The organism is Pararobbsia alpina (assembly GCF_965118125.1).
Classification (GTDB): domain Bacteria; phylum Pseudomonadota; class Gammaproteobacteria; order Burkholderiales; family Burkholderiaceae; genus Pararobbsia; species Pararobbsia alpina_A.
On the sequence record NZ_OZ221287.1, the window covers coordinates 2,555,456 to 2,574,792 of the forward strand.

General features: G+C 62.5%; 20 protein-coding genes. 2 read left to right on the forward strand and 18 right to left on the reverse strand.

Annotated features, from left to right (window positions below):
- Nucleotides 1–40: 40 nt before the first annotated feature.
- A complete protein-coding gene (locus ACMFWR_RS11090; protein ID WP_413191730.1) occupies nucleotides 41–997 on the reverse strand; it encodes a hypothetical protein in 957 nt (318 codons plus the stop codon).
- Nucleotides 998–1,410: 413 nt separating this feature from the next.
- On the opposite strand from ACMFWR_RS11090, the gene ACMFWR_RS11095 reads away from it, so the two are divergent.
- Nucleotides 1,411–2,445, forward strand: coding sequence for an NlpC/P60 family protein (locus ACMFWR_RS11095; RefSeq protein ID WP_413191731.1), 1,035 nt, complete (start codon nucleotides 1,411–1,413; stop codon nucleotides 2,443–2,445).
- Nucleotides 2,446–2,536: 91 nt separating this feature from the next.
- Here the strand turns inward: ACMFWR_RS11095 and ACMFWR_RS11100 are convergent, their stop codons facing one another.
- The 3 genes from ACMFWR_RS11100 to ACMFWR_RS11110 all read right to left on the reverse strand — a co-directional run bounded on the left by ACMFWR_RS11100 (nucleotide 2,537) and on the right by ACMFWR_RS11110 (nucleotide 5,750).
- On the reverse strand, nucleotides 2,537–3,547 hold the full coding sequence (locus ACMFWR_RS11100) for an inorganic phosphate transporter (RefSeq protein WP_413191732.1): 1,011 nt from the start codon (nucleotides 3,545–3,547) through the stop codon (nucleotides 2,537–2,539).
- A 15-nt stretch (nucleotides 3,548–3,562) separates the two neighbouring features.
- Nucleotides 3,563–4,189, reverse strand: coding sequence for a DUF47 domain-containing protein (locus ACMFWR_RS11105; RefSeq protein ID WP_413191733.1), 627 nt, complete (start codon nucleotides 4,187–4,189; stop codon nucleotides 3,563–3,565).
- A gap of 178 nt (nucleotides 4,190–4,367) precedes the next feature.
- Complete coding sequence (locus tag ACMFWR_RS11110; RefSeq protein ID WP_413191734.1) at nucleotides 4,368–5,750, reverse strand: replicative DNA helicase; 1,383 nt, start codon at nucleotides 5,748–5,750, stop codon at nucleotides 4,368–4,370.
- A 201-nt stretch (nucleotides 5,751–5,951) separates the two neighbouring features.
- On the opposite strand from ACMFWR_RS11110, the gene ACMFWR_RS11115 reads away from it, so the two are divergent.
- On the forward strand, nucleotides 5,952–6,551 hold the full coding sequence (locus tag ACMFWR_RS11115; RefSeq protein ID WP_413191735.1) for a hypothetical protein: 600 nt from the start codon (nucleotides 5,952–5,954) through the stop codon (nucleotides 6,549–6,551).
- Between the two features lie 162 nt (nucleotides 6,552–6,713).
- On the opposite strand, the gene rplI is transcribed toward ACMFWR_RS11115, so the two are convergent.
- The 14 genes from rplI to ACMFWR_RS11185 form a co-directional block, all read right to left on the reverse strand.
- On the reverse strand, nucleotides 6,714–7,166 hold the full coding sequence (gene rplI, locus ACMFWR_RS11120) for a 50S ribosomal protein L9 (protein WP_413191736.1): 453 nt from the start codon (nucleotides 7,164–7,166) through the stop codon (nucleotides 6,714–6,716).
- A gap of 24 nt (nucleotides 7,167–7,190) precedes the next feature.
- Nucleotides 7,191–7,472 (reverse strand): 30S ribosomal protein S18, encoded by a 282-nt coding sequence (gene rpsR, locus ACMFWR_RS11125; protein WP_413191737.1) that lies wholly within the window; start codon nucleotides 7,470–7,472, stop codon nucleotides 7,191–7,193.
- A 2-nt stretch (nucleotides 7,473–7,474) separates the two neighbouring features.
- Nucleotides 7,475–7,774 (reverse strand): primosomal replication protein N, encoded by a 300-nt coding sequence (gene priB, locus ACMFWR_RS11130; RefSeq protein WP_413191738.1) that lies wholly within the window; start codon nucleotides 7,772–7,774, stop codon nucleotides 7,475–7,477.
- Between the two features lie 20 nt (nucleotides 7,775–7,794).
- Nucleotides 7,795–8,169 carry a 30S ribosomal protein S6 gene (gene rpsF, locus ACMFWR_RS11135; protein ID WP_413191739.1) on the reverse strand — a complete coding sequence of 125 codons (375 nt, stop codon included), beginning with the start codon at nucleotides 8,167–8,169 and terminating at the stop codon, nucleotides 7,795–7,797.
- Nucleotides 8,170–8,395: 226 nt separating this feature from the next.
- On the reverse strand, nucleotides 8,396–9,250 hold the full coding sequence (locus tag ACMFWR_RS11140; protein ID WP_413191740.1) for a peptidase: 855 nt from the start codon (nucleotides 9,248–9,250) through the stop codon (nucleotides 8,396–8,398).
- A gap of 135 nt (nucleotides 9,251–9,385) precedes the next feature.
- Nucleotides 9,386–10,186, reverse strand: coding sequence for a transglutaminase family protein (locus ACMFWR_RS11145; RefSeq protein ID WP_413191741.1), 801 nt, complete (start codon nucleotides 10,184–10,186; stop codon nucleotides 9,386–9,388).
- A 12-nt stretch (nucleotides 10,187–10,198) separates the two neighbouring features.
- Complete coding sequence (locus ACMFWR_RS11150; RefSeq protein WP_413191742.1) at nucleotides 10,199–11,302, reverse strand: alpha-E domain-containing protein; 1,104 nt, start codon at nucleotides 11,300–11,302, stop codon at nucleotides 10,199–10,201.
- A 15-nt stretch (nucleotides 11,303–11,317) separates the two neighbouring features.
- Nucleotides 11,318–12,733 carry a circularly permuted type 2 ATP-grasp protein gene (locus ACMFWR_RS11155; RefSeq protein ID WP_413191743.1) on the reverse strand — a complete coding sequence of 472 codons (1,416 nt, stop codon included), beginning with the start codon at nucleotides 12,731–12,733 and terminating at the stop codon, nucleotides 11,318–11,320.
- Nucleotides 12,734–12,923: 190 nt separating this feature from the next.
- Nucleotides 12,924–14,030 (reverse strand): asparaginase, encoded by a 1,107-nt coding sequence (locus ACMFWR_RS11160; protein WP_413191744.1) that lies wholly within the window; start codon nucleotides 14,028–14,030, stop codon nucleotides 12,924–12,926.
- Between the two features lie 199 nt (nucleotides 14,031–14,229).
- Complete coding sequence (locus tag ACMFWR_RS11165) at nucleotides 14,230–15,156, reverse strand: CysB family HTH-type transcriptional regulator (RefSeq protein WP_413191745.1); 927 nt, start codon at nucleotides 15,154–15,156, stop codon at nucleotides 14,230–14,232.
- An 84-nt stretch (nucleotides 15,157–15,240) separates the two neighbouring features.
- Nucleotides 15,241–16,317 carry a sulfate/molybdate ABC transporter ATP-binding protein gene (locus ACMFWR_RS11170; RefSeq protein ID WP_413191746.1) on the reverse strand — a complete coding sequence of 359 codons (1,077 nt, stop codon included), beginning with the start codon at nucleotides 16,315–16,317 and terminating at the stop codon, nucleotides 15,241–15,243.
- A gap of 58 nt (nucleotides 16,318–16,375) precedes the next feature.
- A complete protein-coding gene (cysW, locus tag ACMFWR_RS11175) occupies nucleotides 16,376–17,296 on the reverse strand; it encodes a sulfate ABC transporter permease subunit CysW (RefSeq protein WP_413191747.1) in 921 nt (306 codons plus the stop codon).
- Nucleotides 17,293–18,168 carry a sulfate ABC transporter permease subunit CysT gene (gene cysT / locus ACMFWR_RS11180; RefSeq protein WP_413191748.1) on the reverse strand — a complete coding sequence of 292 codons (876 nt, stop codon included), beginning with the start codon at nucleotides 18,166–18,168 and terminating at the stop codon, nucleotides 17,293–17,295. The genes cysW and cysT overlap by 4 nt, the downstream gene beginning before the upstream one ends.
- Nucleotides 18,169–18,177: 9 nt before the next feature.
- Nucleotides 18,178–19,275: a sulfate ABC transporter substrate-binding protein gene (locus tag ACMFWR_RS11185; RefSeq protein WP_413191749.1), complete on the reverse strand. Its 1,098-nt coding sequence runs from the start codon at nucleotides 19,273–19,275 to the stop codon at nucleotides 18,178–18,180.
- Nucleotides 19,276–19,337 lie beyond the last annotated feature (62 nt).

The following is a 19,337-nucleotide window of genomic DNA, read 5'->3' on the forward strand; positions in this document are numbered from 1 at the left end:
CGTGGGCCGACCGCCCGACGCACATCGCCTCACGCGCGCTTCATGTCATGGGTGCTCGTCTCATTCGGTCAAATTCCCTTCGCAACGCGTCGCCCTGCAGATGAACGATGACAACGCCCCGCGACGCCTCACGACTGCGCAGGCTGTCGAGCTGCATGCGTTCGTCCGACGTCGCACGGCTCACGAACGGGTTGTCCGACAGATCGACGTGGCGAACCGCCGGCTCGCCGACGTACTTCATCGTCGCGAAACGAAAAGCCAGTGTTTTGCGCCATGCGCCGACAAAATGCGGCACGGTCATGAGCCGATTGCCGCGCAAACTGACTCTTTCCAACCGAAGCGGTTCCGGTATCCGAACGTCCTCGATTGCGTTGTCACTCAGATCAAGGATTCGCAACTGCCCGGATATCGCCGACACGCGCGTCAATCGGTTATTCGACACGAACAGCGCTCGCAAAGACGCCGGCAGCGATGCAGGCAATGCCTCGAGGTTGCATGCTGACGCGCTCAGACGCCTGAGACAGCGCGCCTGAAAAGCCGGAAGTGCCGTCAACGTCTCATTGTGGTCGACGCGGAAATCCGTGAGATTGCCAGGCAGACGTCGCGGCAAATGGTCGAGCAGGTTGTCCGACAGATCCAGTCCGCGCAGTCTCCGCGGCAAAGCATCCGGAAAACGGTCGAGCAAATTCGATGACGCGTCGAGTCTGGCCAAGGCCGGCGGCCACGCATTGGGCAGGTCAATCAAGCGGTTATGTGAGACATCCAGCGACTCAAGCCAGCGCGGCAACGTTTCGATCGATCGTAGCGTGTTGCGCGCGGCCCGAAGATGCCTGAGCCCCGCCGGCAGGCCAGCCGGAATGCGCGTGAGTGCATTGTTCGAGACGTCAAGCGTCTTCAATCCGCGTGGCAAACCGTCCGGCACTTCCGTCAGGGCATTTCCGGCGAGATGGAGTGTCTCCACCTGGAATGGGATGGGTGGCACCCAGGTCAACGCCATTCCGGTCAGTTCGAGCTCCCGCAATCCGTCATGAACGCACCGTGCAACCCTGACCGCAAGCTTCAGGCAATTCGACATCGCTGCTTGACGCCCGCGGTCCGCGCGGCCTCCGGGGCGGCCCCGAACGCGGTCGGTGTGCGTCGTACCGGTCTGAACCGAGTTAAAGCCATCCATCTATCGCTTGCTCCCTGGTCACCCACGCGCGCTACGACTTCAGCGCGTATCGGTCGAATTGGATGCTTTCGGGAATGCGGTGTCTTGCCGTGAACGCTCATGCGTGTCCGCGCGCGACACTTCGGCGCGTCCGTCTGTCTCAAATACTTAAAGTGCTACCTTAAGTTTGCGGTTTAAGTCTATGATAGCCGCACGTCTTTGCAGCAGGGTTTGCCGGGATTTCCGCGCCCTCGCCTTTCATGTTCCGAGTTTGGCCACTGTTGATCGTCGCGCTCATCCTCGCCGCGTGCTCAAGTGCACCGACACGGCGCGAGAGCGCGTCCGCCATCTCGACACCGCATGCCTGGAAACCGCCGGCCGATCTGCCCGCCTTCATCGATCACAGCGTCGGCGAGGAAGAGATCTCCATCCAGGCGATGAGTCTGGTCGGTGTACCGTACCGCTGGGGCGGCAACACGCCGGACGCGGGCTTTGACTGCAGCGGACTCGTGCGTTACGTCGTCGCGCGTTCCGCACGCGTCGATTTGCCGCGTACGACGTCGGAAATGAGTCTGGTGGGGAGCGCCATTCAACCGGACGAAGTCGCGCCGGGTGATCTGATTTATTTCAATACGACAGGCCGCCCGCATTCGCATGTCGGGATTTACGTTGGCGGCTATCGCTTTGTGAACGCGCCGTCCACGGGAGGCACGGTACGCATCGATTACGTATCGAATCCCTATTGGGCCAAGCGTTTCGATGGTATCCGGCGCGTCGCAAGCGCCAGTCGGCCGGCGGCGCCATTCGACTCGCCGCAGCTGATCACGTCGGTCAACCCCGAGCCGGCGCCGCAACCGCGCACAGCCGATTCCGAGTCGACGCGGGACACCCACGCGGCCTTGCAGCATCCCGCGCAGACGACGCCCAGAGCGTCGACGGAAACAGAACCCGCCGGCGTCCAGCGTCGCCTGACCGAGGGATCGGCCGATGCTTTCGAGCCGCCACCGCCGTCGCGCAGCGCAGCCGAATCGCAGGCTGCGGCTGAACACGCCACCTCGGTTGATCCGATCGCTGCGTTTGCCGGAACGTCGCCCGACACCGTGCCCCCGCCCGTCGGTTCCGGCAGCACCAATGCGCGTTCTGCCCCGTCGGAATCCCCTTCCATGCCGCCGGCCGCTGCACCGTCGTCCGCGTACGCCGCACCGCATACGCCCCAACCGGCCCCGCTTGCCTCACCGGTCAACGCGCCATCAGGCGGCGATGATCCGATTGCCCGGTTTGCAAACGGCGGCTGACGCAGATGCGTTGCCTCCTGGCCGATCTGAGCCGCGGTTCGCCCGCGTCGTCCGGGCGAAATCGTTCAGAAGGTTCAACGGCATCAGTCATTCAGAGGATGTGCCTGCCCAGCCACCAGGCGGCGGCGGCCATCACCGCTGACGCGGGGATTGTCAGAATCCAGGCCCACACAATGCTTCCTGCCACGCCCCAGCGCACCGCACTCAGCTTCTGAGTTGCGCCAACGCCGACGATGGCGCCCGTGATCGTGTGCGTGGTAGAAACCGGAATACCCAAAAACGACGCGGTGAACAGCGTGACCGCGCCGCCGAATTCAGCGCAGAAACCGCCGACCGGCTTGAGCTTCGTGATCTTCTGCCCCATCGTGCGCACGATCCGCCATCCCCCAAACAAGGTGCCCAGGCCGATCGCCATGTAGCACGCACCGATGACCCAGACTGGCGGCGCGGCCGCCGTCGCGGACGTGTACCCCGTCGCGATCAGCAGCATCCAGATGATCCCGATCGTCTTCTGGGCGTCGTTGCCGCCATGCCCCAGGCTGTAGAGCCCGGCCGAGATCAGCTGATAGCGCCGGAAGCGCCGGTCAACCTGGCTTGGCGGTGTCCGGAAATAGAGCCACGACACGCCGAGCATGAACAGCGAGCCGAGTACGAAGCCAAGCAGCGGCGAAATAAAGATAAACGCGATGGTCTTGAACAGCCCGTCGAAGTTCAGCGAACCCCAGCCGGACTTGGCCATGGCGGCCCCCACCAGCCCGCCAATCAGTGCGTGCGATGAACTCGAAGGAATGCCATAGATCCAGGTGATCACGTTCCATCCGATCGCTCCGACCAAAGCGCCGAAGACAACGTATTGGTCGACGATTGCCGGATCAATCGTGCCGCGCCCGACGGTCTGCGCCACCTTGAGATGGAAAATGAAATACGCGATGACGTTGAACATGGCAGCGAACGCGACCGCCTGATGCGGTTTGAGCACGCCGGTCGACACGACGGTCGCGATGGAATTCGCGGCATCGTGAAACCCGTTCATGAAATCGAAGATGAGCGCGATGGCGATCAGCAGCGCGACGGCCCACAGGCCGAGTTGAATGGCAGACATGCGTGGCGCCCCTGCTTACGCGTTCTCGAGCACGATGCCTTCGATGATGTTCGCGACATCCTCGCACTTGTCGGTCACAGCCTCGAGCAGCTCATAGGCCGCCTTGAGCTTGATCAGCGTCTTGACGTTGTCCTCCTCGCGGAAGAGCTTCGACATGGCCGCGCGCAAGACCCGATCGGCGTCGGATTCAAGCTTGTCGATTTCCTCGCAGACTTTGAGGATCGCGCCAGCGCGCTTCATGTCATCGAGCATCGCCACGGCTTGCTCGACACGCTCGCAACACGCCGTCGAGATGTGAGCGAGCTGCGACGCCTCAGGCGGCAGGCTTTGAATGTCGTACAGCCAGATCGCCGTGGCGACGTCCTCCATGAGATCGAGGATGTCATCCATCGTCGTGATCAGCTTGTGGATCTCGTCACGGTCGAGCGGCGTGATAAACGTCTTGTGAAGCAGATCGATCGTTTCGTGCGTGAGCTTGTCGGCCCGCTTTTCATTGGCCTGGACGTTCTGCTTGTGCACCTCGGCGTCGTCGAGATTGTCGATCAGCAGTTCGAGTTCGTGGCTCGCGTCGACGATGCACTTGGCGTGTGCATTGAAAATCTCGAAGAATTTGCCCTCGGTGGGCATGAAACGACCAAACATGGGGTCTCCGGCTGGAATGGACGCGTGCGCCCGATCCCGGCCGCCCCGGTTTGGGGCAGCGAAATCCGGCGGTCACAAAAGCGTCACATTTTAGCCGTATTCGCGTGCGGATGCGCTCAGGTTGCATCCAACGCACGCACCCGCGCATGGATCCGCCGCAGATTCGCCACGGATTCGATTACTCGGCGCCGAAGTACGCGTTCGGGCCAGCGAAGTTATCGAACTTCGTGTATTGGCCGAGGAAGGTCATGCGCACCGTCCCGATCGGGCCGTTACGCTGCTTGCCGATAATGATTTCGGCCGTACCTTTGTCCTGGCTGTCCGGGTTATAAACCTCGTCCCGGTAGATGAACAGGATCACGTCGGCATCCTGTTCGATGGCACCCGATTCGCGCAGGTCCGACATCACGGGGCGCTTGTTCGGGCGTTGTTCGAGGCTTCGGTTCAGCTGCGAAAGCGCGATGACCGGCACATTGAGCTCCTTGGCGAGCCCCTTGAGCGAACGCGAGATTTCCGAAATTTCGGTCGCCCGGTTCTCGCCGGGCGTGGTTCCGCTCATCAGCTGGAGGTAATCGATCACGATCAGGCCGAGCTGGCCGCACTGGCGCGACAGCCGGCGTGCTCGCGAACGCAACTCCATCGGATTCAGGCCGCCCTGCTCGTCGATGAAAATCTGGGCTTCGCTCATTTTTTGCATCGCATGCGTGAGCTTGGGCCAATCCTCGTCAACCAGCTTGCCCGTGCGAAGACGGTGTGCGTCGAGCCGGCCGACGGATCCCATCATCCGCATCGCGAGCTGAGTTCCCGGCATTTCCATCGAGAACACCGCGACCGGCAGTCCGTATTCGACTGCGACGTATTCCGCGATATTCATCGAGAACGATGTCTTGCCCATCGCCGGGCGCCCGGCAACGATGATGAGTTCTCCACCGTGCATGCCTGACGTCATCTTGTCGAGATCGACAAAACCGGTTGGCGTGCCCGTCACGTCGCTTCCGTTTTCCTGGTGATACAGCATGTCGATGCGTTCGACGACCTGCGAAAGCAACGGCTTGATCTCGAGGAAACCCTGACCGCCCCGCGCACCTGCTTCGGCAATCGCAAACACCTTTGCCTCCGCCTCGTCCAGCATCTGCCGGACTTCCTTGCCTTGCGGGTTGAATGCATCGCCTGAAATCTCGTCGGCGACCGTCACCAGCTTGCGCAGCACGGCACGATCGTGAACGATTTCCGCGTAACGACGGATGTTGGCGGCGCTTGGCGTGTTTTGCGCAAGGGCGTTCAGATAGGCGAGGCCACCGACATCGTCCGCCTTCCCTGCCGAACTCAACGATTCGAATACGGTGATGACGTCGGCAGGCCGTGTCGCGGCGATCAGTTTCCCGATGTGCTGAAAAATCAGGCGGTGATCGAAGCGGTAAAAATCGCTTTCGTGGATAAAGTCCGCCACGCGATCCCATGCGCCGTTGTCGAGCAACAGCCCGCCGAGCACCGACTGCTCGGCCTCGACAGAATGGGGTGGGACTTTGAGCGAGTCGACTTGCGGATCTTTGGCGTTCATGGGGAGAGATTATCGACGATCGGGCGGCCGGGGTAAATCCAGGCGCGACCGCTGATATTTGAGATTGACGGGCTGACTAGACTCGACGTTGTCTTTCAACGGGAGGTACCCATGCCGGTCTATCTAGCCATTGATGTCAGGACAACGCCGCCGAGGCGCGATCCGCCACCGGTTGCGCGTGTCGAATTGTGCGACGAAAAAATGAGCACCCCAACGGCGAGCGTCGTCACGCGAGCCGCCGCTCCGGCGCGGCCGTCATCGAACGCCGTTGTCGTGCTTTGCACCACGCCCGCGCCGCCAACAATGAAGCCGGGGATTCATCCGCAAACGCCGACCGATATGCTAAGCCGACCCGCCGTCAGCACGCCGCACGACCCCGTACCCGCTCCGACCACACCGTCAATATACGAGGCGCTTCCGGCTGCGCCCGCACCCGGGCAGAAAGTGACGCCACTCGGAGCCACATCGCCGTCATTCGCGCGCGACGAGTTCCACAACCCGGACGCCGACACGAGCCGCCATTCGATGCGCAGCGGCGAACTCGTGTCGGTGCGCGTACCCTGGCCCGAAGGTACGCGCAAGTTACTAATCGAGGCACAGGTGTCCAATGGCCGGGCAACGGCGTCGTTGATCTCCCGTCACGGTGGCGAAACCCGTCACCACACTTTCAGGGAAGACGCCCCTCATGTGATCGAGATCGATACCCCTGGGTTCGAGCGACGGCCAGACGCCCTGTACCTTTTACTTCTCGGAATCGGGGCCGACAACGACGTCGATATTCACACGGAGTACTTCCCTTGATTCGAGTTGTCGTCGAGTTGTCGTCCTGTACGCAAACGAACGACGCCGGCAAAACAAAAAGCCCGCGATCGCGGGCTTTTTGTAGATCAACGTCTTGCGACGAAGGCGTTCCGCTGAATCACCGTTCAACTCAATGCGTTGAACGGTGCCAGCAAAGCGCGATCAGGCGTGTTCGCCGACCACTTGCACGTTGACTTCGACGACGACGTCCGTGTGCAGTGCGATCTGAACGGTTTGCTCGCCAACCATCTTGAGCGGGCCGTTCGGCAGGCGCACTTGCATCTTCTCAACCGCGAAACCGTTCGACTTCAGGGCTTCAGCGATGTCGAAGTTCGTGACCGAGCCGAACAGGCGGCCATCGACGCCGGCCTTCTGGCTGACGACCACGGTCGAACCTTCGAGCTTTTCGCCTTGCGCTTGAGCAGCAGCCAGCTTTTCAGCGGCAGCCTTCGTGCGCTCTGCGCGCTCAGCTTCGAACTGAGCGAGGTTTTCCTTCGTCGCACGCTTCGCGAGACGTTGCGGGATCAGGAAGTTACGTGCGTAGCCGTCCTTGACCTTCGCGATTTCGCCCAGGTCGCCCACATTCGCGACCTTTTCCAACAAAATGACTTGCATTCGAATTCTCCGGAAGATCGACGCTTAGGACTTGTGCAGGTCCGTGTACGGCAGCAGGGCCAGGAAACGGGCACGCTTGATCGCAGTGTCAAGCTGGCGCTGATAGTGCGCCTTCGTGCCAGTCAGGCGTGCCGGCGTGATCTTGCCGTTTTCGCCAATGAAATCCTTCAGCGTTTCGATGTCTTTGTAGTCAATCTGTTCGACATTGGCGGCCGTGAAACGGCAGAACTTCTTGCGCTTGAACAGCGGGTTCTGCTGCTGACGGCGACGGTCGAACTTTTTACCTTTACCAGCGGGACGCGGCATGATCAGTCCTCTTCAATCTCTAGCAATTCTGTGATGTGAAATACCAGGCTTTTGGCGTTGCGGTTGCGTGGTGCCAGGAAACCTGCAAAGCGGGCCGGTTCGCCGAGTGCGAGATTCGCGATACGTCCGCTGATCTCGCCGGCAGCCAGCGCCACAAGCGTCATTTCGATCTGGCGGGCCAAGCCCGCTTCCTGCGTGGTACCCCGGTGCGCCAATGTGCAATTCACGATTGGCACGCCAGCCGGGGTATATCGCAGTGGCTCGCGTTCGACGATCTGTCCGTCGAGCTCCAGCCTGTTCAACGCCCTGCCCGGCCTTCGGCTTACGCCGAAGCGTCGCTCGTTTGAGCCGCGGCGGCCTTCTTGGCCTCTTCGCGCGCCACTTCCTTCATCATCGGCGAAGCAGCCGTTTCGGCCTTCTTCGTCGTCGTGATCAGGTGGCGCAGCACGGCGTCATTGAACTTGAACGCGTGTTCGAGTTCGTCCAGGGTTGCCTGGTCGCACTCGACGTTCATGCACACATAGTGTGCCTTCGCGAGCTTGTCGATCATGTAGGCCAGCTGGCGGCGGCCCCAATCTTCAACGCGGTGGATCTGACCGCCGCGCGACGTGATGGTCGTCTTGTAGCGCTCGATCATCGCGCCGACCTGTTCGCTTTGGTCGGGGTGCACGATAAATACGATTTCGTAGTGACGCATAACCTCTCCTTGTGGATTACAGCCACCCGAGCGTCGGTTCGGTGTGGCAAGGGGAAAACGCGGGATTTTATAGAGAAGTCAGAGGCTTGGCAACCCCGGCACGTGCTTTGCGTTGCGTGGGATGGCTCGCGACCGCACATTGACGGCGCTTCAGTGTCGGCACGGCGGACGTTTGCGGCGTCGCCCCCGAACCCGGCGAGTCCCGCCACCGGTGCGCTTCGCTCAGTCAGGCCGGCCCTTGCGAGCGCGTGCGAGCCTGCGCGACCGACTGGATCGCGAGCGGCTCATGGACGGTGCCGGGCCACGCCGCACGCGGCGGCAACGCGGCGGCCGATGCCGAGGGCACCGACTCGATCGCCTCCCACTCGGGGTCCGGAATCTCTGAGAAGACCTGACGCAAACGCTCGCCCCAGGTCGAATGAATCATCTGGAAGTAGGCGTTGTCCTGATCCATGGACACAAACCGCGTGACCTTCAGCGTGTCGCGCTCATAGACCAGCAAGTCGAGCGGCAGCCCGACCGACAGATTCGAGCGCAAGGTCGAATCCATCGAGATCAGCGCACACTTGGCGGCTTCGTCGAGCGGCGTGTTCGGCGTCAGCACGCGATCGATGATCGGCTTGCCGTACTTCGCTTCGCCGATCTGCAGATACGGGTTCACCGACGACGCTTCGATGAAATTGCCCGCCGAATAGACCTGGAAGACGCGCATCGCCTGCGTGCCGATCTGGCCGCCGACGATAAAGCTGCAATTGAACTCGACGTTGAACTGCTGAAGCGATTCGGCGTCGCGCCGATAGACCTCGCGCACGGCGTCGCCGACGACGCGCGCGGCTTCATGCAGCGTATCAACTGTCCAGAGACTCGACGCGTGCGCCCCCGTGGGTTCGCTGAGTACCTGCACCACGGCCTGCGAAATCGCGAGGTTGCCCGCCGACATCAGCACGATGACCCGCTCGCCGGGGTTCTCGAACACCGACATTTTCCGGAATGTGCTGATCTGATCGACGCCTGCGTTCGTGCGGGTGTCCGACAAAAACACCAGACCGTCGTTCACGCGCATCGCCACGCAGTAGGTCATGTCCTTCGCCTTCGTGTTGCTTGTTTCAAAGATCGGATTGTAGCCCTAGCGCGCCGGTGGCTCATCGCGACTCTGCGTGACTCTGCTTGACTCTGACGACCACGCGTGACACCTCCTTGAAAAACGACGTACGCGCTACTGAAGCGCATCCGCATTCACCCGCACGGTGACTTGCAGCCGTTCCTCGCGGCCGCCGATCCGCGTGCCACGCACCGGTGCGGCCGCATCGTAGTCGCGACCCTGCGCGATGCGGCAATACCGGTCGCTCGCAAACTCGCCGCTGCTCACGTCGATGCTGACCCAGCCGATAGCATTGAGCCAGACGTCGACCCAGGCGTGGCTGGCCGTCTGCGGCGCGTCGCCGCCGTCGATATAGCCGCTCACATATCGCGCGGGTACGCCGCGCACCCGGCAACACGCGATCATCAGGTGCGCATGGTCCTGGCAGACGCCCTTGCCGGCATTCAGCGCATCGGCCGCTGTGCTCGCGACTTCGGTTGCGCCCTTCTCGTAGGCGACGCAGTCACGAATCCGGTCGGCCAGTTCGATCAGGCCGGCAGGCCGGTCAAGCGCCCCGGTTTCCCCCGCGAGTGCTCGGATGCCGTCGTTGGCTTCGGTCAACCGCGTCGCGCACGTGAAATGCTCGAGCGGCACGCCGCCGACGAGTTCGCCCAGCCGCCCGTCGTGCAACGGCAAGGTGTCGACCTCGCCGCTCACGCGCAGACGAATCTCGCAATGCGGCCGGGTGAGCACCAGCGTGTGCAAGGTATTGCCGTACGCATCGACCGATGTATCGAGCTTGCCGGGCGCTTCCACATGCCACTGCCGCACGAGCTGTCCGCTTGCGTTCGAAGGCGTCAGGCGCAGTTGCTGGATCGAGTACTGCACCGGCGATTCATAGCGGTACGTCGTTTCGTGTTGGATAGCCAGACGCATCGATGCACTCCTTCAATAAACAGGCAGCATCAGGAACGTGCGCGAGATCGCGTTTCCGAGCTCGTAGACGCGCGCAAGAAACTGCGTCAGATACGCATGCAATCCTGAAGCCAGAATCTGATCGATATCCGCATACAACAGCTCCGCGCGCAGCTTGCCGGCCGAGCGTTCACAGGCCTTCGACGCTTCGGTGCGCAGCAGTGCGAGGTTTTTGCAGACCTCGTCGAGCGAGGCGAGCAAGGAGCGCGGCATGTTCGGATTGAGCATCAGTAACTCGACAACGCGCTCGGGCGTGACGACATCGCGATAGACCTTGCGATAGATCTCGAGCGCCGACACCGAGCTCAATACTGAAGTCCAATAGTAGAAGTCCTCGAGCTGCCCTTCCCGCTGCCCTTCGCGTGCTCCATCCTTGCCGTCGATCGACACGCCCTGTGTCTGAACCTGACCGGCCTGAGTCTGCGATTGGGCTTGAAACTGCGCCTGAGCCTGAACCTGTGCCGCCGCCGTGTTGGCATTGGCCTGCGCCTGCAATTCAGCCTCGGCATTCTCGGCGTCGAGAAACCGCACGTCGAGAATCCGCGCAGTGTTGTCGGCGCGCTCGAGCACAGTGCCCAACTGCGTAAAGACGAATGCGTCGTCCTGCAGCGCGGTGCCGACCGTCACGCCGCGCGACAGATGAGACCGGAACTTGACCCACTCGAACAACGAGTTCGCGTCGGTCGACAGCTCGCCCGCCGCGAGCCGCTCGACGTATTCGAGCCACGTGAAATTGATCGTCTCCCAGGCCTCGGTCGTCAGCACGCCGCGCACCGCGCGTGCGTTTTCACGCGCCGCCTGCAGGCACGCGTAGATGCTCGACGGGTTGTCGGGCGCCGCCGCGAGAAAGTCCAGCACGTTCTCTCGCGTCGGGCCGCCCTTGTCGGCGTAGCGCGCATCGAATGCGGGTTCGAGTTCGGAGATTCTGAGCACGGCCCGCTGCGCGCGTTCTTCATGCTTCGCGCTTTGCGGCAGCAGCAGCGTCTTCAGGTTGATGTCGAGCATGCGCGCGGTGTTTTCCGCGCGTTCCATATATCGCGCCATCCAGAACAGATGGTCCGCCGTGCGGCTCAGCATGGTGTTCCTTCGTCGTTATTCGATCATCCAGGTATCTTTGGTGCCGCCGCCCTGCGAAGAATTGACGACGAGCGATCCCTCTTGTAATGCCACGCGTGTGAGCCCGCCCTGCGCCATCGTGACCGTCTTGCCCGAGAGCACAAAGGGCCGCAGGTCGATATGCCGCGGCGCGATACCCGCCTCGACGAAGGTCGGGCACGCCGACAGCGCGAGTGTCGGCTGAGCGATATAGCCCGCGGGCCGCGCCAGCAGCCGCTGGCGGAACGACTCGATTTCGTCGCGCGTCGATGCCGGCCCGACGAGCATGCCGTAGCCCCCTGCACCATGCACTTCCTTGACGACGAGCTCGGGCAGATGGTCGAGCACATAAGCGAGATCGTTCCGCTTGCGGCATTGATAGGTCGGCACGTTGTTGAGGATCGGCTTTTCGCCGAGATAGAACTCGATCATGTCCGGCACGTACGGATAGATCGATTTGTCGTCGGCAACCCCCGTCCCTACCGCATTCGCCAGCGTCACGCGCCCCGCGCGATAGACCGACATCAACCCCGGGATGCCTAGTGCCGAATCGCCGCGGAACGCGAGCGGGTCAAGAAAATCGTCATCGATGCGCCGGTAGATCACGTCCACTCTGCGCGGGCCCTGCGTCGTACGCATGAACACCGCGTTGTCGTCGACAAAGAGATCCTTGCCTTCCACCAGTTCGACACCCATCTGCTGGGCAAGGAACGTGTGTTCGAAGTACGCAGAGTTGTACATGCCCGGGGTCATCACGACCACGGTCGGATCGTCGACGCCGGCCGGAGCGACCGAGCGCAATGTGTCAAGCAACAAGTCCGGATAGTGCGCAACCGGCGCGATCTTGTTCTGCACAAACAGCTCGGGGAACAGCCGCATCATCATCTTGCGGTTCTCGAGCATGTACGACACGCCCGACGGCACGCGCAGGTTGTCTTCGAGCACGTAGAAGTCGCCGTTGTCGCCGGCGCGCACCACATCGACGCCCGCGATATGCGCATAGATATCGAGCGGCACATCTACGCCCTGCATCTCGGGGCGATATTGCGCGTTCGTATAGACCTGTTCGGCGGGAATCACGTTGGCCCGCACGATATTGCGGTCGTGATAGACGTCGTGGATGAACATATTGAGCGCCTTGACGCGCTGCCTGAGCCCATCCTCGAGCACGCTCCACTCGTGCCGGGGAATGATCCGCGGGATCATGTCGAACGGGATCAGGCGTTCCGTGCCGGAGTCCGCCCCGTACACGGCGAACGTGATGCCGACTCGCCGGAACACGAGATCGGCCTCGGCCCGCTTGCGCGCCATCGTGGCGTCCGACTGGCGTTTGAGCCAGTCATCGAAGCGCCGGTAATGCGACCGAACACCGAGGGTCGCGTCGTTCTCATGCATTTCGTCGTAGAACCGCATGGATTCCTTCCTGCGCCGTTGCGTCAAAAGGAAAAAGCAAACCGTATGCCAATGCGTCGAGCGATGTTTCGGTGCAGAACATTGTCATGCAACGCACCGAAAACGAACAGTCCCCTGCCACAGCCGTTGCCTTGCGGTGCGTGACGGTGTCCGACGGTGCGTACCCCGTCACGCGAGACGCGCCGATGCACTAGAACGTATCGAACGCGCCCTGAAGTGCTTCAGCGTCGCGCAGGCCCGATGCCAGCGCGACCATCAGCAACACACGCGATTTGAACGGCGATAACGTGCCCGCACAGACGAAGCCCAGCTTGTCGTCGGCCGCCGCGCCGTTGCGCAATACATGGCCGGACCCGACGCGCGAGGCCCGGACGATGGCCACGCCTCGCGCAGCCGCGTCGGTGAGGCCTTGAAGCAGGTGTTGATGGATCGAGCCGCCGCCCGTACCGGCAACGACGATCCCCTTTGCCCCCGCTGCCACGAGCGCATCGACGCTCACCCGGCTGACGCCCGCATAGCTCATCACGATATCGACCGCCGGCAGCGGCATATCGAGCTCGTGGGGTGTGACGCGCGGACCCGGTCGCGGCGCCTCGGCCGTCACGGCGACTTCGGCGTGCGGATCGGTGTCCGGCGCCTGGACCGGCGCGCCGATCCGGAACGGCGTCGCAACGGTATGCATGCGTTCGCCGCGGCGCTCGTATTCGACGTGGGTGTCATGAATCCAGCCGAGCGGCCCGGTTTCGGGTGATTCGAAGGCGTCGACCGAGAAGGTGCTCGTCTTGGCGACTTCGCGCGCCGAATGGATCCGGTTCGCGAACGTCACGAGCACGCCGCGTCCGTGCGAAGCCGGCGATGCGGCCACCGTGACAGCGTGCAGCAGATTGAGCGGACCGTCCGCGGACAATGCCGTCGCGGGGCGCATCGCCGCGGTCAGGACGACGGGCTTGGGGGACTTGATCGTCAGGTGAAGGAAGTACGCCGTCTCTTCGAGCGTGTCGGTGCCATGTGTCACGACCACGCCGTCGACGTCGTCACGCGCAAGCAGTGCGTCGATGCGGCGCGACAGCGTGACCCAAAGGGCCGTCGTCATGTCCTTGCTGTCGATCGACGCCACGGAGTCGCTGTCGATCCGGGCGATTTCATCTAGCCCGGGCACCGCGTGAAGCAGGCGCGAGACGGGCAACGCGCCCGCCTGGTAGCCGGAAGTCTGGGTGGCCTTGGCCGCGGCGCCGGCAATCGTGCCGCCGGTGCCGACCACGACGATGCGTGGCAACGAGGAAGTCGAGGAAGTCATGCGCGCGATTCTAACGAACGCGCCCGCTCACCGCCCGACCGGACGAAAAAAATGACGTAGGACTCAACGCCGGGGGGGACTATCCGGCGGTCGACCGGCCGCTGCGCGCAACGTGGCACGCGGACGTTGCCAGGTCGGCGCGAAGCCCTCCCGACGCCCCGATCTGCGCCGCCGACGCCGTCGGGCATCACGGCAAGCGTTAAGCTGCCTCGCGCAACTGCAGCGAGATGTCGCTTTCCCTGAGCTGCGGCGCGAACATTTCAATCAGCTTGTAGGCATAGGCACGCAGGAACGCGCCCTTGCGCAACCCGATCCGCGTCGTGTTGGCCTCGAACAAGTCACCGGTTTCAAGCCGGACGAGTTCCGAGTCCTTGCGTTCGTCGAACGCCATCGCGGCCACGATGCCGATCCCCATGCCGATCTCGACGTACGTCTTGATGACGTCCGCGTCGATAGCCGTCAGCACCACGTCGGGCACCAGCCCTGCCGACGCAAAGGCCGCATCGATATGCGAGCGGCCCGTGAAATCCTGGTCATAGGTGATGATCGGAAATTCGGCCAGATCCTCGATCGTGACTTTTCCGATCGACGCAAGCTTGTGCCCCTTGGGAACCACCACCTCGTGATGCCACGAATAGCACGGGAACGTCACGATATCGGGGTAGCGATCGAGCGCCTCCGTCGAAATGCCGATGTCGGCCTCGCCGTCGATGATCATCTGCGCGATCTGCTGCGGATTGCCCTGGCGCAACGCGAGGTGCACCTTCGGGAACACCTGCTTGAACTCCTGAATGACGCGCGGCAGCGCATACCGCGCCTGCGTATGCGTGGTGGCCACAACGAGGTGCCCGGCGTCGTGCTCCGAGAACTGGCGCGCGACACGGCGCAGGTTCTCGGCATCGAGCAGCATGCGCTCGATCGTCTTGTGCACCGCCTTGCCCGGTTCGGTCAGGCCCGTCAGACGCTTGCCGCGACGGATAAAGATATCGATGCCGAGTTCGTCTTCGAGATCCTTGATCTGCTTCGACACGCCCGACTGCGATGTGTAGAGCACGTTCGCGACTTCGGTCAGGTTCATGTTCTGACGCACCGCCTCGCGAACAAAGCGCAATTGCTGGAAGTTCATGTTCGAATCCTGCTCCGTAGCCCCGCTGTTGCTGCGTTTTTCGTGGGCCGAGGGTGAATGACAATGGGTATGCAATGTGAATGTCTAGCCGCGTGCCGACGCAGGAAACACGCGCAGCTCGCGTGGCACCGCGGTCACGCCGTCGCCAACGTCGAGCCGAAGGCCGCGCCACGTTTCGCGATCGAGCTCGGCTTCGAGCACGCCGCCCGATGGCGACTTCAACTCGACGCGGACCTGCCCGCCAAGCGGGATCACGCGCTGCACGTCGACGACGATGCCGTCGGCATGGGTCGATTCCGCATCGACGCGCGGAAACAGCTGCAAATCGTGCGGCCGCACATAAGCGAACGCGGGTCCCTCGAAGTTCGCCTGCGCCGAGATCGCGCGGTGCGCACCGTCCACGACGAAGCCCGCGGGTTCCACCCGGCCCGTGAGCTGGTTCGCCGCACCGAGAAACTCGTAGACGAACGGCGTTTGCGGGTGGTCATACACCTCTTGCGGGCTACCCACCTGCTCGACCGTGCCACGATTGAGCACGACGATGCGGTCGGCGACTTCCAGTGCTTCTTCCTGATCGTGCGTCACGAACAACGTCGAGATATGGAGTTCGTCATGGAGGCGGCGCAGCCAGCTGCGCAGCTCCTTGCGGACCTTGGCATCCAGCGCGCCGAACGGTTCGTCGAGCAGCAGCACCTTCGGCTCGACCGCCAGCGCGCGAGCGAGCGCGATCCGTTGCCGCTGACCACCCGACAATTCGGACGGGTAGCGGTCCGCCAGCCAGTCGAGCTGCACGAGCTGCAGCAGCTCATGGACCTTCTTGCGAATCACCTGCTCTGCCGGTCGTTCCTTGCGTGGCTTCACGCGCAGGCCGAACGCGACGTTCTCGAACACCGTCATGTGGCGGAACAGTGCGTAGTGCTGGAACACAAAGCCCACTTCGCGTTCACGCGCGCCCACGTCGACGACATCGCTGCCATTCAGCACGACTTGCCCCTGATCGGCATGTTCGAGACCGGCGATCACGCGCAGCAGCGTGGTCTTGCCGCAACCCGACGGTCCGAGCAACGCGACGAGCTCACCCGCCGGAAAGTCGAGCGACACGTCGTTGAGGGCGACAAACTCGCCGAACTGCTTGCGAAGATTACGAACCTTGATACTCATCTGGGCTCCCCTGACCGGGCTCCTTGTTGCATGCCTTGCACGTTGCGTCGTGCATTCATTAATGTGCGGCGGGCTCTTGCGCCTTGGTGCTGCGCTGCTGATCCATCTTGCGTTCTGCCAGCAGCTTCAGACACAGCGTGACAAGCGCGAGCAACGCGAGCAGCGACGCCACCGCAAATGCGGCCGCAAAGTTGTACTCGTTGTAGAGAATCTCGACATGCAGGGGCATCGTGTTGGTCGAGCCGCGGATATGTCCCGAGACGACCGACACCGCGCCGAACTCGCCCATCGCGCGTGCATTGCAGAGAATCACGCCGTAGAGCAGGCCCCATTTGACGTTGGGCAGCGTCACGCGACGGAAGATTTGCCAGCCCGACGCGCCAAGCACGCGTGCGGCTTCTTCTTCATCGGTGCCCTGCGCCTGCATCAGCGGAATCAGCTCGCGCGCGACAAACGGGAACGTCACGAAGATCGTGGCGAGCACGATGCCGGGCACGGCGAAAATGATCTGCACATTGTGGTCGTCGAGCCAGGGGCCGAGCCAGCCTTGTGCGCCGAACAGCAGCACATAGATCAGACCGGCGATGACCGGCGACACCGAGAACGGCAAATCGATCAACGTGGTCAACAGGCTCTTGCCGCGGAACTCGAACTTGGCGATGGCCCACGACGCCGCGAGACCGAACACGACATTGAGCGGCACGGCGATCACCGCCGTGATCAGTGTCAGCTTGATCGCCGACCACGCATCGGGATCCGCAAGCGAGGTCAGGTAATAGTCGACGCCCTTCGAGAACGCCTGAACAAACACCGACAGCAGCGGCACGACGAGGAAACACGCGAGAAACAGCAACGCAATGGTGACGAGCGTGTAGCGAACCCACGGCTTTTCCGTCGTGGGGTGAAGCCGCTTGGCACGTTCACGCGCCGCCGCGGCATCGAAGGCGCGCTTGTCGCGCGCAGCAATGTCGCCGTTCATGACTGGAGGGCCTCCACAGGACGGCTCGCGCCGGCAGCGCGACTCACACGATGCTGCAGCCACCATTGCAGCGTATTGATGGCCAGCAGCAATACAAACGAAACAAGCAGCATCACAACAGCAAGCGCTGTCGCGCCCGCATAGTCGTATTGCTCGAGCTTAGTGATGATCAGCAGCGACGTGATTTCGGACTTCATCGGAACGTTACCCGCGATGAAGATGACCGAACCATACTCACCGAGCGCACGCGCGAACGCCAGCGCAAAGCCCGTCAGCAACGCGGGGGTCAATGCGGGCAACACGACACGCCGGAACGTTTGCCAGCGCGTTGCACCGAGACACGCCGCGGCTTCTTCCTGCTCGCGCTCAAAGTCCTCGAGGATCGGCTGCACGGTGCGCACGACGAACGGCAGACCGATAAACGTCAGCGCGATCAGCACGCCCACCGGTGTGAACGCGATCTTGATGCCGAGCGGCGCGAACAGCTGGCCGATCCAGCCGTTCTGCGCGTAGACCGCCGCGAGCGAAATGCCGGCGACGGCGGTCGGCAACGCGAACGGCAGATCCACGACGGCATCGACAAGCCGCTTGAACGGAAACTCGTAGCGAACGAGCACCCATGCCACGAGAAAGCCGAACACCGCATTGATCAACGCGCCGCCGAGCGCCGCGCCAAATGTCAGCCGGTACGATGCGACGACGCGCGGCGCCCAGACCGCGCCGACAAACTGCGTCCATTCGAGCGTCGCCGCTTTTGCGAACATCGCGACGAGCGGAATCAGCACGACCAGACTCAGGTAGGCGATCGTGATGCCGAGCGTCAGCCCGAATCCGGGCAAGGCGCTGGGTTTGCGGAAGGTCAGGCTAGCCATGGATGCGTCTTACTTGGTCTGGTAGATCGAATCAAACACGCCACCATCCGCGAAATGGACCTTCTGCGCGTTGGCCCAGCCACCAAAGGTGTCGTCGACGGTGTAGAGCTTGAGCTTCGGAAACTGCTTGGTGAGCTCGGCCGGCACCTTGTCGGAGCGCGGACGATAGAAATTGCGCGCAGCGATTTCCTGCCCTTCCTCGCTATAGAGATACTGCAGGTACGCCTCGGCGACCTTGCGCGTGCCGTGCTTGTCGACGACCTTGTCGACAACGGCAACCGGCGGTTCGGCAAGGATGCTTGCCGACGGTACGACGATCTCGAACTTGTCCGGTCCGAATTCCTTGAGGGACAGGAACGCTTCGTTTTCCCAGGCGATCAGCACGTCGCCGATATCGCGCTGGACGAAGCTTGTCGTGGCGCCGCGTGCGCCCGAATCGAGCACGCCCGCGTTCTTGTAGAGCGCGGTCACGAACTGCTTCGCCGTGTCGGCATTGCCACCCGGCTTGTGCTCCGCATACGCCCACGCAGCCAGATAGTTCCAGCGCGCGCCGCCGGACGTCTTCGGATTCGGCGTGACGATCGACACACCGGGCTTCACGAGATCGTCCCAGTCCTTGATGTGCTTCGGGTTGCCCTTGCGCACGAGAAACACGATGGTCGAGGTGTATGGCGATGCATTGTCGGGCAGCTTCTTTTGCCAACCCGGATCGATCGAACCCTTCGCGGCGATCGCGTCGATGTCATAGGCCAAAGCCAACGTCACAACGTCGGCTTGCAAGCCATCGACAACCGACCGCGCCTGCGCGCCCGAACCGCCGTGCGATTGGCGAAAGCTGACCGTCTCGCCCGTCGTCTGCTTCCAGTGCTTGGCGAAAGCCTGGTTGTATTCCTGATAGAGCTCGCGCGTCGGGTCGTACGACACGTTGAGCAGCGTGGTGTCGGCATGCGCAGGGATCGCCGCGGCGGTGGTCAACACCCCGCAAGACGCGACGAGCAACGCTGCCGCATGCTTTGCGGCCCATGCCTTCACTGTCGCGCGGATTGTCCGCTGCCCCGTCAAACCTTGCGACGTCCGTCGCAGCTGCTGCCCCAGCGAAGCCACCATCGACACCCTCTTATGGTTATGAGATCGAGCGCCGAGTGTATCGAGTGACTTACATAGCCAAA

What these genes read in the sequence shown, in the direction of transcription:
- cysW (WP_413191747.1), bottom strand. Translation starts at nt 17,296, where the DNA reads ATGAACGGCGACATTGCTGCGCGCGACAAGCGCGCCTTCGATGCCGCG.
- ACMFWR_RS11100 (WP_413191732.1), bottom strand. Translation starts at nt 3,547, where the DNA reads ATGTCTGCCATTCAACTCGGCCTGTGGGCCGTCGCGCTGCTGATCGCC.
- rplI (WP_413191736.1), bottom strand. Translation starts at nt 7,166, where the DNA reads ATGCAAGTCATTTTGTTGGAAAAGGTCGCGAATGTGGGCGACCTGGGC.
- rpsF (WP_413191739.1), bottom strand. Translation starts at nt 8,169, where the DNA reads ATGCGTCACTACGAAATCGTATTTATCGTGCACCCCGACCAAAGCGAA.
- ACMFWR_RS11155 (WP_413191743.1), bottom strand. Translation starts at nt 12,733, where the DNA reads ATGCGGTTCTACGACGAAATGCATGAGAACGACGCGACCCTCGGTGTT.
- ACMFWR_RS11095 (WP_413191731.1), top strand. Translation starts at nt 1,411, where the DNA reads ATGTTCCGAGTTTGGCCACTGTTGATCGTCGCGCTCATCCTCGCCGCG.
- ACMFWR_RS11115 (WP_413191735.1), top strand. Translation starts at nt 5,952, where the DNA reads ATGAGCACCCCAACGGCGAGCGTCGTCACGCGAGCCGCCGCTCCGGCG.
- ACMFWR_RS11160 (WP_413191744.1), bottom strand. Translation starts at nt 14,030, where the DNA reads ATGACTTCCTCGACTTCCTCGTTGCCACGCATCGTCGTGGTCGGCACC.
- ACMFWR_RS11165 (WP_413191745.1), bottom strand. Translation starts at nt 15,156, where the DNA reads ATGAACTTCCAGCAATTGCGCTTTGTTCGCGAGGCGGTGCGTCAGAAC.
- ACMFWR_RS11140 (WP_413191740.1), bottom strand. Translation starts at nt 9,250, where the DNA reads ATGACCTACTGCGTGGCGATGCGCGTGAACGACGGTCTGGTGTTTTTG.
- ACMFWR_RS11090 (WP_413191730.1), bottom strand. Translation starts at nt 997, where the DNA reads ATGGCGTTGACCTGGGTGCCACCCATCCCATTCCAGGTGGAGACACTC.
- cysT (WP_413191748.1), bottom strand. Translation starts at nt 18,168, where the DNA reads ATGGCTAGCCTGACCTTCCGCAAACCCAGCGCCTTGCCCGGATTCGGG.
- ACMFWR_RS11185 (WP_413191749.1), bottom strand. Translation starts at nt 19,275, where the DNA reads ATGGTGGCTTCGCTGGGGCAGCAGCTGCGACGGACGTCGCAAGGTTTG.
- rpsR (WP_413191737.1), bottom strand. Translation starts at nt 7,472, where the DNA reads ATGCCGCGTCCCGCTGGTAAAGGTAAAAAGTTCGACCGTCGCCGTCAG.
- ACMFWR_RS11150 (WP_413191742.1), bottom strand. Translation starts at nt 11,302, where the DNA reads ATGCTGAGCCGCACGGCGGACCATCTGTTCTGGATGGCGCGATATATG.
- ACMFWR_RS11105 (WP_413191733.1), bottom strand. Translation starts at nt 4,189, where the DNA reads ATGTTTGGTCGTTTCATGCCCACCGAGGGCAAATTCTTCGAGATTTTC.
- ACMFWR_RS11145 (WP_413191741.1), bottom strand. Translation starts at nt 10,186, where the DNA reads ATGCGTCTGGCTATCCAACACGAAACGACGTACCGCTATGAATCGCCG.
- ACMFWR_RS11110 (WP_413191734.1), bottom strand. Translation starts at nt 5,750, where the DNA reads ATGAACGCCAAAGATCCGCAAGTCGACTCGCTCAAAGTCCCACCCCAT.
- ACMFWR_RS11170 (WP_413191746.1), bottom strand. Translation starts at nt 16,317, where the DNA reads ATGAGTATCAAGGTTCGTAATCTTCGCAAGCAGTTCGGCGAGTTTGTC.